The following is a 15868-nucleotide window of genomic DNA, read 5'->3' on the forward strand; positions in this document are numbered from 1 at the left end:
TTCTGGGACACCCGGCGGGGCTTTCAGGAAGTGTTCCGATTCATCGAGAGCTGGCGCCAACCCTCGACGGCCACGTGGGTTGTCATGGAGAGAGCAACGAGGACTGATAACCAACGAAGCAAGGACATCCTTTCTTCCGGACTCAGGTGTCGTTGGACAAGACTCACCCGGCGTGGAGGACGGTGCTATCGTTAACCTAGTTGCTTGATTCCTCACAGGGAGAGGAAAGAGCGTATCGTGGAGCATACCGAGGCGCCGCCTTGGACTGCCGTCCTGCTTCACGTCGGCGAACGGCGGGTCAGGCACTCTCGCTTCGGGGTCGCTTCGGCGGGCCCGGGCCGATCTGCCTAGGCATCTACGGGCTCCAGATCCAAGCCCGCTTTCGATGGCTCGGCACCTTGGAATGGATGAACAACTTGACGGGGGCAACTCCATGAAGCTGATGGCGAGGCAGTTTCGGGTCTCGAATTTCCGCAACATAGACGACAGCGGTTGGATTCCGCTTGAACGAGTAACGGCATTCGTCGGTCGCAACGAGGCCGGGAAGACCGCGTTGCTCAAGGCGCTGCACAAGTTCAACCCTGCCACCGAAGAACCGTACAACGCGCAACGGGAGTTTCCACGTGACCGTTTCACGGCCGAGTTCAGTGATGGCGGCGACTGGCCCGTGTGCCGGGTCGAGTTCGAGTTGTCGACCGACTTCCGCGATGAACTCGCTGAGCGTCTCAACGGCGCGGGGATACCGCAGACCGCGGTACTGACGCGCTACTACGACGGCAGCTTGGAATACGAGTACGACGCGGAAGTATCGGACGATCCGATAGACCCGGGTGACTTGGTTGGGGCGCTCGCTGAGTTCGCGAGCGGCGCGCGGCGCCTCGCTGCTCCGCAAGATCAAGAAGCAGCAACGCAGGCGCTGCGAACGCAACTAGCGGACTGGGCAGACGGGTACCAGCAGGCTGCCAGAAGACTGCAAGACCTGCGTTCCGACAAGGGCGTCGACCTGCTGGAGCAGGTGCGCAGTGAATCAAACACGCATGCACAGCCCGTGTCCGCTGACCTAGTCGAGGCCCTTCAACGTACCGTTGACGATCTACGGGACAAGGCGGAAACCGCGCCGCTCCCCCAGCAACTTGACGAGGCCATCGAGGCAGAGCTCCCGGTCTTCATCTATTTCGAGAATTACGGCATCCTTGACAGTGCCGTGTACTTGCCACGGTTCCTTGAAGATCTTGCGGCGGGACCAGAAGAACCGCGTGTACGGACGATCAACGCGATGTTCAAGCATGTGAAGCTCACCGCTCAGGAAATCTCGGACTTGGGACGTGAAGAAGCCGAAGAAGCGAGATCCGAGGGGAGGTCAGTGACGGAAGAGCTGATAGCCCGCGACCAGGAGCGCAAAGAGCTGCGCAGCGTGAAGCTGAACTCGGCGTCAATTGATATATCGAAGAGATTCAGCGAGTGGTTCGGTCAGAGGCGGCACAAGATCAGGTATCAGGCTGACGGCCCGTACTTCAGAATCTGGGTGTCCGACGACCGGCGACCGGATGTGGATATCGAGTTGGAAAGCCGCAGCAAGGGGTTTCAGTGGTTTTTCTCGTTCTACCTGGTGTTTCTGGTAGAGTCTGGCGAGGGACACAAGGACGCGATCCTGTTGCTTGACGAGCCGGGGCTGCATTTGCATCCGACGGCACAACAGGAGCTCATGGGTTTCTTCGAGACGCTGTCGGAGGACAACCCGCTGATCTACACGACACATTCACCGTTCCTCATCGATGGCGAGCGTATCCACCGAGTTCGCCCGGTGACGGAGGACGATACGGGACATTCGCGAATCAGCGTGGATGGCTGGCCGAAGGATCGGGAAACGATCTTCCCGCTACAAGCTGCGGCAGGTTACGCGATGGTGCGCGGGCTCTTCCAGCATAAGAAGAACGTACTGGTGGAGGGTATGTCAGACTACCTGTACTTGCACGCGCTGAACCTGCATTGTCATGCCCTCGGGCGGCAGGGCTTGCCGGACGACATCTATATCACGCCTTGTGGCGGTACGAAACTCGTCGGGCACCTAGCGTCGCTATTCCTGGGCCAAGGCGTGCGGCCGGTTGTCCTGCTGGACGGCGACGACGCGGGGCGTGCACGGCGCGATGCTCTGATGAAGGAGCTGTATGCGGGCCATGAGAAGGCCGTTTTGATGCTGAGTGACGTGCTCGGGGAGGAGGAATGCGAAATCGAGGACATCATCGGTGAAGCGACGATTCTCCCTGTCCTAAAGGACGTGGCCGAGAAAAGGATCACGCTAAATCAGCATGACCGTAGTACGGGGAGCTTGGTGACGCAGATCAAGAGCGCAGCAGCGAGACACGGTGCCGAACTAAAGAGCGGCTGGAAGCCGGAGGTCGCGCGCCAGCTTGTCGTTGCCTGGTCGACGGCGGACCCGAAAGACGTACCGTCAGATATCCTGGATCGGGCCGAAGCACTCTTCGCAGAACTGCTGAAGCGTTTCAGCGGTGCGATGGTTGAGGTCGCCCCGTAGCCCCCAGGGTGTAGTAGAACGGTAAGCGGAATACCCTAAGCCCAAATCACGGTAAGAAAGCACGTAAGGTCAATCAGGACTGCACGATCTGCCCTTCCTGCCGTTGGTCCGCACGTGATTTCGCCGTACCGAAATCGCGAGAAACCCGCGTCGAAATGGCGGGAAGCTGCGGGCCGTCTCGCGATTGCCGCGTGCTCCGTCATCGTCTCCAAGCCGCAGCGTCCGGAATCCCGCGGCTAAAGAGCACTTCGAGGTCCGGTCCAACGGCCTGTCCTGTCTCGTCCCGGGCGAGTTGGCCCGGAGGTGGAACATCGCGCAGAATCCCCCGCACTTGGCCGGTACGGGGGTTTCGCAGGATGGCCATGGGGATGTCGCTGTTGCCGTGCAGCGTGGCGGAGCCACCCGGTCCGGAGAGGATGACGGTGGCGAGGTTACCTTCCCAGCCGGCCTGCACCGGGAGCACGTATGCGAACGACGAATTGCCGTCGCCGTCGACAGTCTCGGGCATGGTGAAGCTGAGTGAGAAGAGTTCGCGGCCGCTGTCGTTGCGTCCGGTAATTCGATACGACCCGGCGGAGTCCGGGAGTGCGGCCGGCGCGTCGAGGACGAATGCGGGCTCCAGATACGGTACGCTGTGCGCGCCAATGCCGCCCCACAGGAGGAGCGAACTGCCGGGCGACCCCGGACCGGACACACCCTCGTCGGTAAGGCGGAAGCGGAGGGCCTTGTCGAAGTGGTAATCGCTGATCCAACTCTCCGATCCGCCGCCGGCCATCACATCGCGCGCACTCGGGGGCACCAGTCGGCCACCATCCCGGAAGTCGTACGCCCAAACACCGATGGCCCCGCCCGGGTACGGATACGCCGGGTCGACGCCGCCCGCGCCAGGGGATGTTCCGTGTTGGAGGCTCATGTTGTGACCCAACTCGTGCGCGATGGTAGAGGAGCGGTTTCTCGCGAAGCTCGCCCTCCCAGGCCGGCTCGCCAAGCCTGCCGCCCCCGTGAAGGCTCCCGATATCATGCCAATGTAGTGGCCGCTGCCTCCTTCGAGAGCTCGGATGGCCCTAGTCTCGGCAATAAGCACATACGCATTGTTGCTTGAGCTGAGGACGGGTTCGTGCGCAGTGATACGAAGATCGCCGACTGGCATCAGGATCCGAGTAAGTTCAAGCAGTTCGTGGCCTGCGGGATCCGCAGCCATACCCACCGTTTGTTCGAGAATCGCCGAGTCGGGGTCGGCACTCCAGAGGAATGGAATCACGGTGAGGTCGAAGACGGGCATCTCCCTGACCTCGACCGGCATGCGGCCCGTCTCGGGAATCCGTGTCGCGATACCCAGCCCAGGGTCCAGCGTCCGTGCCGGGTCGATCTCGATCACCATCTCCAGCCCCGGCCGAATTACCTCAGCGGGTATCACGTCGTTGACCGATTGCGCCAGCGACCCCTCGTCCACATCGGTCGGGATAGGGCCTGGCTTTCCCGGTATGTCGGCAACGTGGGCGACCGCGCCTCCCAGGTAGAACGAGGCCCGCACTGGAGGGAGGCGCTGCTGGTTGGAGCGGGCGGCGGTGACGAAGACACGTAGTAGAGCTTCCTCACTGGCAACCAAGGGCACGGGAAACTCTCGAGACTGCACCGCTTGGACGAGATGCGCCGTCGCGGGCATCGTCTCGCAGACGGCAACCCGCCGGCTGGACAAGCGTTCCAACCACTCGACGAAGTTGGCGTCTGCGGGCGCGCAAAGTCCCGTACCTCCGGCCAGCAACGCTGTGAGCGATGGCAAGTTCGTCAGGCTGACCGGGAGGGCACCGGACATACGGCGGTTGCCGGACAGCGCGAGTTCGCGCAGACGTGTGAGGCCGCTAAACTCCGACGGAACCTGGCCCTCCAGGTCGTTGTCGCCGAGGTACAGGCCTTCAAGATTGGCGAGACTGGCGAGCTCGGGCGGCAGCGACCCTGTCAGGCCGTTTCTGGAGAGGGACAGTCTCCGCATGTTGGAGAGGCTCCCGAGTCCGGTCGGGATCGGGCCAGTGAGGTTGTTATCGGCCAGCTCGAGATACCTTATGTTACCGAGGTTGCTGAGCTCGGGCGGGATCGGGCCGTCCAATCGGTTTTCCGCGAGGTCCAGCTCCTGTAGGCGGCTCAGGCCGCCTAGTGCAGCCGGAATCACGCCCTCCAGGGCGTTGTCTTCAAGCGACAGCCTCTGGATGTTGGCCAAGCTACCGAGCTCGGGCGGGATCGGACCCTCCAAGGCGTTACTGTTGAAGGACAGGCGCTGCAGGTTGGCGAGGTTTCCAAGTTCGGCGGGGATCACGCCCGACAGGCTGTTTCTAGCGAGTGACAGCCTCTCCAAGCTTGCCAAGCTCCCTAGTTCGGTTCGGATCGAGCCCCTGAGGTTGTTTGCCAAGAGCGAGATTTCAATCACTCGCCCTTGGCCATCCACGCGAACTCCATACCAATCGCCGAGCGGTGCTTCGGTCAGCCAGTTCTCCCGGTTGGTCCAGTCCGGCCCGCCGGTCGCCTCGTACAACGCCCGCAGGATCTCCCGGTCCGATAGTGCGCCGCACTCAGCCTCAGTGCCTTCGTGCGACGGAATTGCGTTCAGCCATTCGCGGAAGGCCGGCTCGGCCGGGGCGCAAAGGTCCGTACCCGGATAGTGGAGCGTCCGGAGGGGGAGATCGACCAGGGACGACGGGAGGCGACCGGAAAGGGCGGGATTATCCCCTATCTTGAGTTCAGTGAGCTGGGCCAGCTCGCTCATGCTCCGAGGTAGGCGTCCGCTCAGCCCGTTGCCTGTGAGGTCAAGCGAGGTTACGCGGCCGAGGGCGTCAGCACTGACGCCGTACCAACCGGAGAGGACGGGGCCGTCCAGCCAGCCTTGATCCTTCGTCCACCCGGCTCCGCCCGCGGTCTCGAACAGTGATCCCAGTGCGTCCTCGTCCGATTCGTTACAGAACGGTCCCTCGTACCTTGCGAGCCCGTTAAGCCAATCTGCGAAGTCCGTCGTGCCCGGCGCGCACAGACCGTCGTTCCGGTGAAACCGGAACACTGTCAATGCGGGGCTATCAAGCAAACTCCGGGGGATGGGGTCTGTCAGCCTGTTATCGTAGAGACTCAGTTGTTCAAGCTTGGCGAGGCTGGCGAGTTCAAGCGGGATAGGGCCCGAAAGGTCGTTTGCCCCCAAATGCAGTATCCGGAGGTTGGCCATGCTTGCAAGTTCGGCCGGGATCCGATCCGTGAGAGAGTTATTATAAACCCGGATCCTGCGATCGTGGGCGCGGGGCTCGTCCGGGAGGGCGGCCGTAGCCGGGCCGTGGAGGCCTTGACGATAGTGAGATCATAGTTTCGGACTATGGAAAAGCACCGCCCGGGGCCCTACGTTCAGAGGGACTGAACAAGAGTTCACCCCGGAACGGAGGACACCCGAATGGTGCGTGGAAACGACTATACCGGACCGCGCCCGCACGTGCAAGGATCGGCGGCCGCGCTGAGGGTCCGCGGGGGCGGCGGGCGGATCACCGACGCGGGCGGCCTCGTCGTGGTTCGGAAGCTGTGGGACGCGCTGGGGCTGGGCGGCTGGATCGACCGGCGGAGCGGGAACGTCCCCGGCCGCTACCGGCCATCGCTCATGGTCGAGTCGTGGGTGGTGCTGCTCCTGTACGGCGGCGGGGTGATGGACGACCTGCCGCTTCTGGAGCGGCGGGGCGTGCGCCGCATCTTCGGCTGGGCGCGGGTGCCGCACCCGGCCACGTTCGGGCGCTGGTTGCGGGGTTCGGCGGCCGTGCTGTCGCCGCTTCTGGACGAGCTGTTGTGGCGGATGGTGCGGCGGCGCTGGGAGCTGGCCGGCGGGGCGCCGCGGTCGGCGACGATCGTCATGGACTCGACCGTCGTGGTGCGCTACGGGCTGAAGCAGGCCGGGGCGGAGCGGGGCTACAACCCGAAGAAGCGGGGCCGCCCCTCGCACCACCCCCTTCTGGCCTACGTCCTGGAGACGGGCGACTGCCTCGGGGTGCGCTGGCGGCCGGGGGGCGCGCACACGGCCCGGGGGGCGGAGGCGTGGCTGGCCGGGCTGGTGGCCCGCCTGAGGGGGGCGGGGGTGCGGCGGATCACCGTGCGGCTGGACAAGGGGTTCTTCTCCAAGTCCATCGCGCGGCGCATGGAGGAGCTCGGCGTGTCCTATCTGCTCAAGGTGCCGCGGCACGCCTGGCTCGACGGCTTCCGGGGCGCCTGGGAGACCGCCGCCCGGGACGAGGCCGGGGACCGGGAGCTGAGGACGGCCTCCGGCGAGCTGTGGGGCACGCGGCTTCTCTCGGTCGAGAGGCGGAGACGGGTCGGGCCGGACGAGGGAGAACTCGATCTCGCGGCGTGGGAGACCACGATGAGCGCCGACGTTCTGACCAACATCGGGAGCATCGGCCCCGTCGAGGCGTGGCGCGCCTACAACGCGGGCGCGGTCGTCGAGCAGCGGATCGAGGAGCTGGGCCAGCTCTCGGCCGGCCGCACCGCGGTGGACGACCTCGGCGGCAACGCCCTGCTCTGGAGCCTCGCCGTGCTCGCCTACCAACTCCTCCACATCCTGCGCGCGAACTTCCTCGGCGGTCGCTGGCGCGCCGTGCAGCCGCGCGGCATCCGGCTGCGCCTGCTGCGCGCCCCCGCCAGGATCACCTCCCACGCTCGCCGAACCTCGCTCGGGTTCGCGCGCGCCGACCCGGCCCTCGGTCTCCTGCGGCGGAGCCTCCGGACCATCGAGCGGGGTCTCCCGCCGCCCGCCCCCGCCTGACCGGTCCCAACCCCGGCCTTCCGAAGGCGCCGCGCGGCGGCGCCCACTCCCCGTGTCTCCGCGAGCCGTTCGGGACCCCTCCCGAGCCCCGCCGGCCCTCCGCCGAGGCCCGGTCCGGCCCCGAAAACGCCACCGCCCGCGCCAAGTCGCCACAACCGCCGGTCATAATCGCCCTCAGGCCGCCCGACTATGCGCCAACGCAGGATCCGGGATAAAGGTACAGCTTGGCCAACTTGGCCAGCTTGCCGAGTTCAGGTGGGATAGGGCCCGACAAGTCGTTCTGATAGAGCCAAAGATCGGTCAGGTTGGCGAGCTTGCCGAGCTCGGCCGGGACCGGGCCGGTTAGGTTGTTCTTGGAGAGCCGCAGAAAGGTCAGTTCGGCGAGGTTTCCGAGTTCGGCCGGGATCGGGCCCGACAGCTCGCCCGTCCCGAGGGACAGCCAGGTAAGTTCGGCAAGGTTCCCGAGCTCGGCCGGGATGGGACCCGATAGGTTGTTTCCGCCGAGCCTCAACAGGGTCAGACTGGCGAGGTTTCCGAGTTCTGGCGGAATCGGGCCCGTCAGGACGTTACCGTCCAGTTCGAGCCGCTCGAGGCCAACGAGGCCTCCCAGTTCCGGCGGGATCGGACCAGACAGATGATTGACTTTCAGGTTAAGGCGCTTGAGCCCGCGGAATTCTCCCAATTCCGGCGGAATTGGGCCGGACAGGTTGTTCCCCCTCCATTCGCGCGCATCGGAATCGTATTGGCTCATCACCAGCCCGACCACGCGCCCCGATTGGTCGGTTTCGACCCCATGCCAATCGCCGAGCGGCGCGTCGGTCAGCCAGTTGTCGTTGTTGACCCAGTTCGGGCCGTCGGTGGCATGGTACAAAGCCACGAGCGCCGCCCTATCCGGGTTCTCGACCGTGATCTCAGCCGTTCCCCGGGCATCTCCCGCAGTCGCGGTGATCGTCGCCGTCCCCTCAGCGATGCCCCGAACCAGCCCCGATCCGTCGACCATCGCCACTGAGACATTGCTCGACGACCAAGCGAACTCTGCGCCTTCGACGGCATGGCCGTTCTCGTCGAACGCCTCCGCAGCAAGCCGCACCGTGTCATCTACCGCGATCGTGGCCGTGGCCGGTGACACGATGACCGCGCCCGCCGACTGCATCACCGTCGCCAACGCTTCGCCCGATGCCTCGCCCGCAGTCGCGATGACCGTCGTGGCACCCCCGCCCGTCGCCGTCAACAATCCCAGCGAGTCGACCACCGCGACGGTCGTGTCCGCGCTCGCCCACGTCACCGGCACATCCGCCATCACGCGCCCGGCCTGATCGCGCACTTCGGCGGCCAGTTGCGCGGTCTGTCCCAGCGCCGTCAGCGCCACCGTGTCGGGCGTGATCGCGACGGTCGTCGGCACCGGAGCCACGACCGTGAGTTCCGCGCGGCCCGTGACCCCCGCTGCGGTGGCCGTCACCTCTGCCTCCCCCGTGCCGATCCCGGTCACAAGGCCTGCATCGTCCACTGCGGCGACCAGCGTGTCGGTCGACGCCCATTCGAACTCCGCCGCCATCGAATGGCCGTTCGCGTCCATGGCCCGCGCCGACAGGCGCAGCGTGTCCCCCGCCACCAGCGTGTCGGCCGCCGGGGACACCACGACCGCGCTGACCTCCTGGGCCACTGTGACCGTCGCGCTCCCCGACGCGGATCCCGCCGTCGCCGTGATCGTGGCCGTCCCGTTTGCGACGACCGTCACCAGCCCGGAGTTGCTCACCGTCGCCACAACGGCGGCGCTGCTCGACCAGGTCACCGCGGCTCCCGCCATCGCGTTGCCGTTCTGGTCGCGCACCTCGACCGTCAACTGCTTGGTCGCGGCCAAGGCGGTGAGCTGGACGGTCGCGGGCGCGACCGCGACGCTCGCCGGGCGGGGCGGATCGGGTGCCGGGGGCGGCGGCTCCGTGGCCCCGTCCCCGCAGGCGTAGGTCCACAACGCCGCGCACAGCCCGACGGCGGCAACAATGAGGATGCGACGGCTGTGCAAGGTCTCCTCCTCCAACTACGACCGGAAACGGGCGAACGAACCCCGAGGGCCGGCCGCAGGCCCGGCGATGCGTTGACCCATCAATGCTACGTCATGTGTGCCGCTCTGTCAGCTTCGTGCCTTACCGGCGACGAGTTCCCGGAGGAAGTTCTCCACCGTCCCTTGCCCGGCGGAGAAGAGTCGAGGGTCGCCGGCCAAGGCGACGTGATACCGATCGCGAACCGGATTCGTATGACACGCTCGGGCTCGCCGGCCGGCAAAAGGAGACCCGATCGGGCGGACAGGCCTCGGAGGAGAGGCGAGCGCCGGTTCCTCCTCCCGGCACACCGCCCGAATCCACGTTCCCGAGCGAGCTTCCATCCGCTCGTTTGCGAGGCCTTCCGCGAGCGCCCCGTAGCGGGGCGTCCGCCACCGCATTGGCGGCGACCTCCGACGGCTCTCGGACAACGTCGGACAACTATGGACAATACGGACACTTAGGAGGTTTCCGACGGGTTGACTTCCTTCCGAACGGTTCTTCACCGTTTCGCCATGGAGACGACGGCGGACGGAGCATGCCCGCCCACCTCAAGGGCGCGAGAGGGCGCTGGAGCGGTTCGACTTGACGGGCCGACGGGCCGAGTGGATCGTCTTGGCGAGCCTGCACGGCGGCGTGTTCACCCGCTCCCAGCTCTCGGCATGGCTTCGGTTCAACCGCTTCAGGCCGCCGCCACGCAGCGCGGCATCGCGCTCGAAAAGCAGATTCGCCGGCAAACCAGCCGGGGATTGATGCGCCGCGGCAGGACATGGCGTACCCGAGGGCCTCGCTGGAGCGCGGGGCACGCGAGCGCGTTGAAGAGGCCGATGCGGCGCGATGAGCCGGAGCGTCCGCGGCTGCGGCGGACGGGCTTGTCGGACGCCGCTAAGGCGGGGGAGCCAGCCTACCCGTTGTCATACAACGGGGCTGGTGAGGGGGTGGCTCCCGCCCCCCCTTCGAACCCCCGCACGTCGCGCTCCCGTGGAGGTCGCGGATGGGGGCGCCGCCCCCTTTCCCCCATGTCGGTGCGGCGTGATGCCTGAGCGCCGCACCGCCGTCGTCACCGCCCGCGTATCGGCGGCCGAGTTCGCCGACTGGCGGGCCAAGGCCGCGGCCGCAGGCGTGCCCCTGTCGGCGCTAATACGCCGGGCGATGGCGCGCACGCGGACATGGACGGCCCCGGCGGCCGAGGTCGAGCGCGAGCGCACTCGGCAGGTCTCCCGCATCGGGAACAACCTCAACCAGATCGCCCGGTGGGCGAACACCCACAAGGGGGCGGCCGAGGCTGTCGAGATCATCACCCGCCTTGTCGCCATCGAGCGGGCGCTCCGGGCACTGGCCCCCTTGGAGAGACCGGACGCCGATGCACATTAAGTTCTTGGCCCGCGGAACCGGCTCGGCGCGGGACGCGGCCGACTACCTCCTCGGGGAGCGGGATGCGACCGGACAGCCGCGCGAGGGCGTCGAGGTGCTTCGGGGCGATCCCCACCGGGTGGCCGCGGTGGCCGACACGCTGGAGTTCGAGCACAGGTACACCTCTGGCGTGATCGCCCGGGCCCCGGACGACCAACCCACCGACGAGCAGATCGAAGCGGTACTGGACGCTTTCGAGAAGACAGCCTGGGCGGGGCTGGAGTCCGACCGGTACGACTGGGCGGCCGTGTTGCACCGCGAGCGCGGCGGCGGCGCTCACGTCCATGTCCTCGCGGCGCGGTGCGACCTGGAGACCGGCCGGAGCCTCAACATCGCGCCCCCCGGGTGGCGGAAGACCTTCGACCCGCTCCGCGACGCCTTCAACCACGAGCACGGCTGGAGCCGGCCGGACGACCCGGCGCGGGCCAGGGTGCAGCAACCCGGACACCGCGCCTACGTCGAAGCGGCGCGGCTCAGGACCGGCCTCGCCCTGGAGGCCGAGCCTCGCGACCTGATCCGGGACTACCTGCTCCAGCGGGTCGAGCACGGCACCGTGCGGAACCGGGCCGATGTCGTCGGCGCGTTGCGGGAAGCGGGATTGGAGGTGCCGCGCCAGGGCAAGGACTACATCACCGCGCTGGACCCCGAGACCGGGGACCGGTGGCGGCTGAAAGGAGAACTGTATGGAGAGAACTTCGAGCGCGAACGATTTGACCGAGCGGCTGCGGAGACGGCTGGAGAGCGAACGCCGGGAGATCGAGGAGTTGACCGCGAGCGAGCTCGGGCGGCTCGGCGAGAACTCGCGGCGCGTCGCGAGAAACGCGCTGCGTACCATCGAGCGCGATACGGAGGAGGCGACCGGGCGGATGCGCGAGTTACTGGTCAAGGCGTGGCTCCGACGCGTCAGGCTGCGGTCTTCGCCTCCTTCCTGGCTGAGTGCTGGGGATGTATGGCCGATCATTGTCGATCTGATACTGGAGGGCCTTCAGCGTAGCAGACTTGATCTGGTGTCCGTGCGCACGGATGAACTCGGGAAGGTGTTCGGTCCGACACTCGGAGGCCGACCATACCTGGTCGTTGTTTACAGCCCTCTCTGCAAAGGTCTGGGCCTCTTCAGCGGTGAAGAGCGGGAAGAGTGGAACCAGTGGGCGTATCCTACGTTCAGCGCTCCGCCAGCCCCTGGCCTCCACCGCTATCTTGATCAATGCCGGCAAGAACACTCGGGGCTGCTTCCGCGCGAGCGGTATCACCAGCAGTTCACGGGTTACCCCGCCCTCGCCAATGCGAGTGCTCTGAACATGCTCGATGAAGCCGAAGGGTATCGTCCCATCGATAGAAAGCGGAGCAATCCGAACTTCTGGCCGTGACGCGACGAATCCCGCCTCCTGCGGCGCCCATTTCGACCGTCGGAAGTTCTCGCTCAAGAGGGGTATGAACAAGTCGCAGCTCTTCAACTCCTCAATGATCCGAACCTTCCACTCCTCGGACACTTCCAAGTCCTCGTGGGCTATAAATGCGGCGATACCGACTTCCTCCAACACTTGCTTTGTTTGCCGGGCGTATTCTCGATCCAAGTACGAATATGAGATGAAGGCGATCATTGCGTTTGCTTGGCACTCCTTTCGACGTTGAGTATCGGGTGGGGCCGGGGAGCAGTCCCTGGGGCACCGGTCTCCGGATGCCGGGGCGACGCCTCCTTCGGATTTGGGGGACACCTTTGGGCGTTCGTCAAGACAAGGAGGTGCCCGCTGGCGGACAGCGGACGGAGGTACGCCCCGGAGTCTAAGGCGCGAATAGTGGAACTGGCTCGTGCCGGCCGGAGCGCGGACCAGCTGGTCTGCGAGTTTGAGCTCTTGGCGACAGCGATCCGGCGCCGGGTGGAGCAGGCCAACCGCGAGGAGGAGCTTCGCAAGGACGGTCTGACGTCACACCGCCCAGCCGGCGGACAGCACCTCAGCTTGTTCGAGGACCGTCCGCGTCGCCTTCTCCTGCTTGTCGGGCGGGTAGCCGTGCTTGCGCAGGATGCGCTTGACCAGCCGGCGCAGGTTGGCGCGGACGTTTTCGCGAAGCGTCCAGTCGATCCTGACGTTGTTCCGCACGGTCTCGACCAACTCGCGAGCGATATCGCGTAGCGTCTCGTCGCCGAGGACCTGCACGGCGCTGTCGTTCGCCTCGAGCGCGTCGTAGAAGGCGAGTTCGTCCTCGGAGAGCCCCAACGCCTCGCCCCGGGCGTTCGCTTCGCGCATGTCGCGGGCAAGCTGAATCAGTTCCTCGATGACCTGCGAGGCTTCGACGGCTCGGTTCGCGTAGCGGCGGACGGTCTGTTCGAGCATCTCGGCAAAGGATCGCGCCTGGACGACGTTCTTTCGCCTGCGGACGGCCAACTCCCCCTTGAGCAGCTTCTGGAGCAGCTCGACCGCGAGGTTGCGCTGTTTCATGCCCCGCACTTCGACCAGGAACTCCTCGGACAGGATCGAGATGTCGGGCTTCTCAAGACCGGCGGCGGCGAAGATGTCGACGACGCCTTCCGACGCCACCGCCCGCGAGACGATCTGGCGAATGGCGTAGTCCAGCTCTTCCCCGGGACGCGCTTCCCCCGCCGCGCGCTTGGCCAGCACCGACCGAACGGCCTGGAAGAACGCCACATCGTCGCGGAGCCCTATCGCCTCATCGTGAGGGACGGCGAGCGCAAAGGCCTGCGAGAGTTCCCGCACGGCCCGCAGGCAGCGCTCCTTGCCGTCCTCCTGCGCGAGGATGTGTTCCTGCGCCCCCGGCAGCAGGCTCACGCGCTCGGCCGGCGTGCCATCGATCCACCCGGAATGGTCGAAGCCGTGGAACAGGTCGCGGCACACCTCGTACTTCTCCTGCATCACCGCCACCGCTTCGGACTGATCCACGGTCGTCCTGCCCGTGCCCCCGCTCTCGGTGTAGGTCGCGAGGGCTCGTTTGAGTTCGTGTGCGAGCCCGAGGTAGTCGACGACCAGGCCGCCCGGCTTGTCCCGGAAGACCCGGTTCACCCGCGCGATCGCCTGCATCAACCCGTGGCCGCGCATCGGCTTGTCCACGTACATGGTGTGCAGGCTCGGCGCGTCGAAGCCGGTCAGCCACATGTCCCGCACGAGTACGACCTGAAGAGGATCGCCGGGATCGCGGAACCGTTTCGCCAGCCTCTCGCGGCGCGCCTTGTTGCGGATGTGCGGCTGCCAGTCGGGAGGATCCGATGCGCTACCGGTCATCACGATCTTGATTCGGCCCCTGTCGTCAACCTCGTGATGCCAGTCGGGACGCAGGCAAATCAGCTCGCGGTAGAGGTCGATACAGATGCGGCGGCTCATGCAGACGACCATCGCCTTGCCGTCCAGGGCCTCGAGGCGCCGGTCGAAGTGCGAGACGATGTCGCGGGAGATGAGCCTCAGCCGCGGTCCGGCTCCGGCGACGGCCTCCAGCTGGGCCCACCTGGTCTTCAGCTTCTCCTTGCGCTCGACTTCCTCGCCTTCGGTCAACTCCTCGAAGTCGGGATCGATCTTCGGCCGCTCGGCCTCGTCCAGTGTCAGTTTCGCCAGCCGGCTCTCGTAGTAGATCGGTACGGTTGCGCGGTCCTCGACGGATCGCTCGATGTCGTAGACGCTTATGTAATCGCCGAACACCGCGCGCGTGTTGGCGTCCTCCAGCTCGATCGGCGTGCCGGTGAAGCCGATGAACGAGGCATTGGGGAGCGCATCGCGCATGTGACGCGCGTAGCCGTCGATGAAGTCGTACTGGCTGCGGTGCGCTTCGTCGGCGATCACCACGATGTTCCGGCGCTTCGACAACTCGGGGTGCAGGTCGCCCTTCTCCTCCGGAAAGAACTTCTGGATCGTGGTGAACACCACGCCCCCCGACTCGACCGCCAGCTTGGCGCGCAGGTCGGCCCGGCTTTGGGCCTGCGTCGGCGGCTGCCGCAGCAGGTCCCGGCAACGCGAGAACGTGCCGAACAGCTGATCGTCGAGGTCGTTGCGATCGGTCAGCACGACGATCGTCGGGTTTTCCATGGTCGGTTCGCGGATGATCCGCCCGGCATAGAAGGCCATGGTCAGACTCTTGCCGGAGCCCTGCGTATGCCAGACGACACCGATCCGCCGGTCACCGGGCGCGCCCCCCGGCTTGCGCCCCGACTCGTAGCGGCCGCGTTCTGCCCATTCTTCCTGCAATCTTGAGGCACGCAGCGTCTCGCCGACCGCAGCCTCAACCGCGTGGAACTGATGGTAACCCGCCATTTTCTTCGCGGCGACACTGCTTCCGTCGTCCTCGAACACGATGAAATCGCGAATCAGGGACATGAAACGCTGCGGCGCGCAAGCACCGGCGAGGAGGACCTGCAATTGCGGCAGATGCGGATCGGCCAGCGTCTCGCCAGTGATCGTGCGCCAAGGCTTGAACCATTCCCGTCCCGCAGTGAGCGTGCCGATGCGCGCCTCGACTCCGTCCGAAGCGATGAGCGCCGCGTTGAAGGCGAACAGGTCCGAGAGTTCGGTCTTGTAGGTCTGGATCTGCTGCCAGGCCGTCCACACCGTGGCCTTCTCGTCCGCCGGGTTCTTCAGCTCGACCAGACCGAGCGGAAGGCCGTTGACGAACAGCACGACATCCGGCCGCCGCTCGTGTTCGCCCTCGACGACAGTGAACTGGTTGACCGCCAGCCAGTCGTTCTTGGCGGGGTTCTCGTAGTCGAGGACGGAGACCTGCGCTCCGCGCATGGCGCCGCCAGCGCTCCGGTACTCGACCGTCACGCCGTCCACCAGCATGCGGTGGAACGCGCGGTTGCGGGTTTCCAGCGAGGAGCCTTCAGGCCGGGCCAGCTTGCGGAACGCGTCCTCCAGGGCCTCGGTCGGCAGGTTCGGATTCAGGCGGTCCAGGGCGTCGCGCAGCCGGTGCTCAAGTACGACCTCGTCGTACTCCGTTCGCTCCGCGTCCGCCGAGTGCGGGGCAATGTGGGGACCGTGGGCCACCTTCCACCCAAGGCCTTCGAGCCATTCGAGTGCGGCGTCTTCCAGTTCGGACTCGGTGAAGGTGGTCACCGGACTCAACGGCTCAGACGCCGGGCGCCGCAATCTCCTGCGTCAG

The 15868-nt window shown here is 66.1% G+C and carries 8 protein-coding genes and 1 pseudogene; 4 read left to right on the top strand and 5 right to left on the bottom strand.

Translation table 11 applies throughout. The annotated features are described in order from the left end of the window. The first annotated feature begins 433 nt into the window (after positions 1-433). The gene (locus tag ACPXY0_RS11480) at positions 434-2536 is read left to right on the top strand and encodes an AAA family ATPase (protein ID WP_423924658.1); all 2103 of its coding nucleotides are present in this window, start codon (positions 434-436) and stop codon (positions 2534-2536) included. Positions 2537-2735: 199 nt separating this feature from the next. On the opposite strand, the gene ACPXY0_RS11485 is transcribed toward ACPXY0_RS11480, so the two are convergent. Beyond that, positions 2736-5744, bottom strand: coding sequence for a hypothetical protein (locus tag ACPXY0_RS11485; protein ID WP_423924659.1), 3009 nt, complete (start codon positions 5742-5744; stop codon positions 2736-2738). A 219-nt stretch (positions 5745-5963) separates the two neighbouring features. Here ACPXY0_RS11485 and ACPXY0_RS11490 point away from each other — a divergent pair, with 219 nt between their 5' ends. Next, entirely contained in the window at positions 5964-7316 is a 1353-nt protein-coding gene (locus tag ACPXY0_RS11490; protein ID WP_423924653.1) for an IS1380 family transposase, read from the top strand. Positions 7317-7503: 187 nt separating this feature from the next. Here ACPXY0_RS11490 and ACPXY0_RS11495 read toward each other — a convergent pair whose 3' ends face one another. Both ACPXY0_RS11495 and ACPXY0_RS11500 read right to left on the bottom strand, forming a co-directional pair. Continuing rightward, positions 7504-8928, bottom strand: a complete 1425-nt coding sequence (locus ACPXY0_RS11495) for an Ig-like domain-containing protein (RefSeq protein ID WP_423930670.1) — start codon at positions 8926-8928, stop codon at positions 7504-7506. A gap of 108 nt (positions 8929-9036) precedes the next feature. After that, positions 9037-9354: pseudogene (locus ACPXY0_RS11500) on the bottom strand (Ig-like domain-containing protein); the annotation flags it as partial. A 1036-nt stretch (positions 9355-10390) separates the two neighbouring features. Here ACPXY0_RS11500 and ACPXY0_RS11505 point away from each other — a divergent pair. Continuing rightward, on the top strand, positions 10391-10729 hold the full coding sequence (locus tag ACPXY0_RS11505) for a MobC family plasmid mobilization relaxosome protein (protein ID WP_423924660.1): 339 nt from the start codon (positions 10391-10393) through the stop codon (positions 10727-10729). Then, positions 10719-11762: a relaxase/mobilization nuclease domain-containing protein gene (locus ACPXY0_RS11510; protein ID WP_423924661.1), complete on the top strand. Its 1044-nt coding sequence runs from the start codon at positions 10719-10721 to the stop codon at positions 11760-11762. Before ACPXY0_RS11505 ends, ACPXY0_RS11510 begins: the two co-directional genes overlap by 11 nt. On the opposite strand, the gene ACPXY0_RS11515 is transcribed toward ACPXY0_RS11510, so the two are convergent. Together ACPXY0_RS11515 and ACPXY0_RS11520 are read right to left on the bottom strand one after the other, a co-directional pair. Beyond that, positions 11644-12369, bottom strand: coding sequence for a toll/interleukin-1 receptor domain-containing protein (locus ACPXY0_RS11515; protein WP_423924662.1), 726 nt, complete (start codon positions 12367-12369; stop codon positions 11644-11646). The genes ACPXY0_RS11510 and ACPXY0_RS11515 overlap by 119 nt on opposite strands. Positions 12370-12693: 324 nt before the next feature. Further along, positions 12694-15822, bottom strand: a complete 3129-nt coding sequence (locus ACPXY0_RS11520) for a type I restriction endonuclease subunit R (protein WP_423924663.1) — start codon at positions 15820-15822, stop codon at positions 12694-12696. Between the last annotated feature and the right edge of the window lie 46 nt (positions 15823-15868).

The organism is Candidatus Palauibacter sp., from assembly GCF_965237495.1.
Classification (GTDB): Bacteria; Gemmatimonadota; Gemmatimonadetes; order Palauibacterales; family Palauibacteraceae; genus Palauibacter.

What these genes read in the sequence shown, in the direction of transcription:
- ACPXY0_RS11490 (WP_423924653.1), top strand. Translation starts at nt 5,964, where the DNA reads ATGGTGCGTGGAAACGACTATACCGGACCGCGCCCGCACGTGCAAGGA.
- ACPXY0_RS11515 (WP_423924662.1), bottom strand. Translation starts at nt 12,369, where the DNA reads ATGATCGCCTTCATCTCATATTCGTACTTGGATCGAGAATACGCCCGG.
- ACPXY0_RS11510 (WP_423924661.1), top strand. Translation starts at nt 10,719, where the DNA reads ATGCACATTAAGTTCTTGGCCCGCGGAACCGGCTCGGCGCGGGACGCG.
- ACPXY0_RS11485 (WP_423924659.1), bottom strand. Translation starts at nt 5,744, where the DNA reads ATGGCCAACCTCCGGATACTGCATTTGGGGGCAAACGACCTTTCGGGC.
- ACPXY0_RS11505 (WP_423924660.1), top strand. Translation starts at nt 10,391, where the DNA reads ATGCCTGAGCGCCGCACCGCCGTCGTCACCGCCCGCGTATCGGCGGCC.
- ACPXY0_RS11480 (WP_423924658.1), top strand. Translation starts at nt 434, where the DNA reads ATGAAGCTGATGGCGAGGCAGTTTCGGGTCTCGAATTTCCGCAACATA.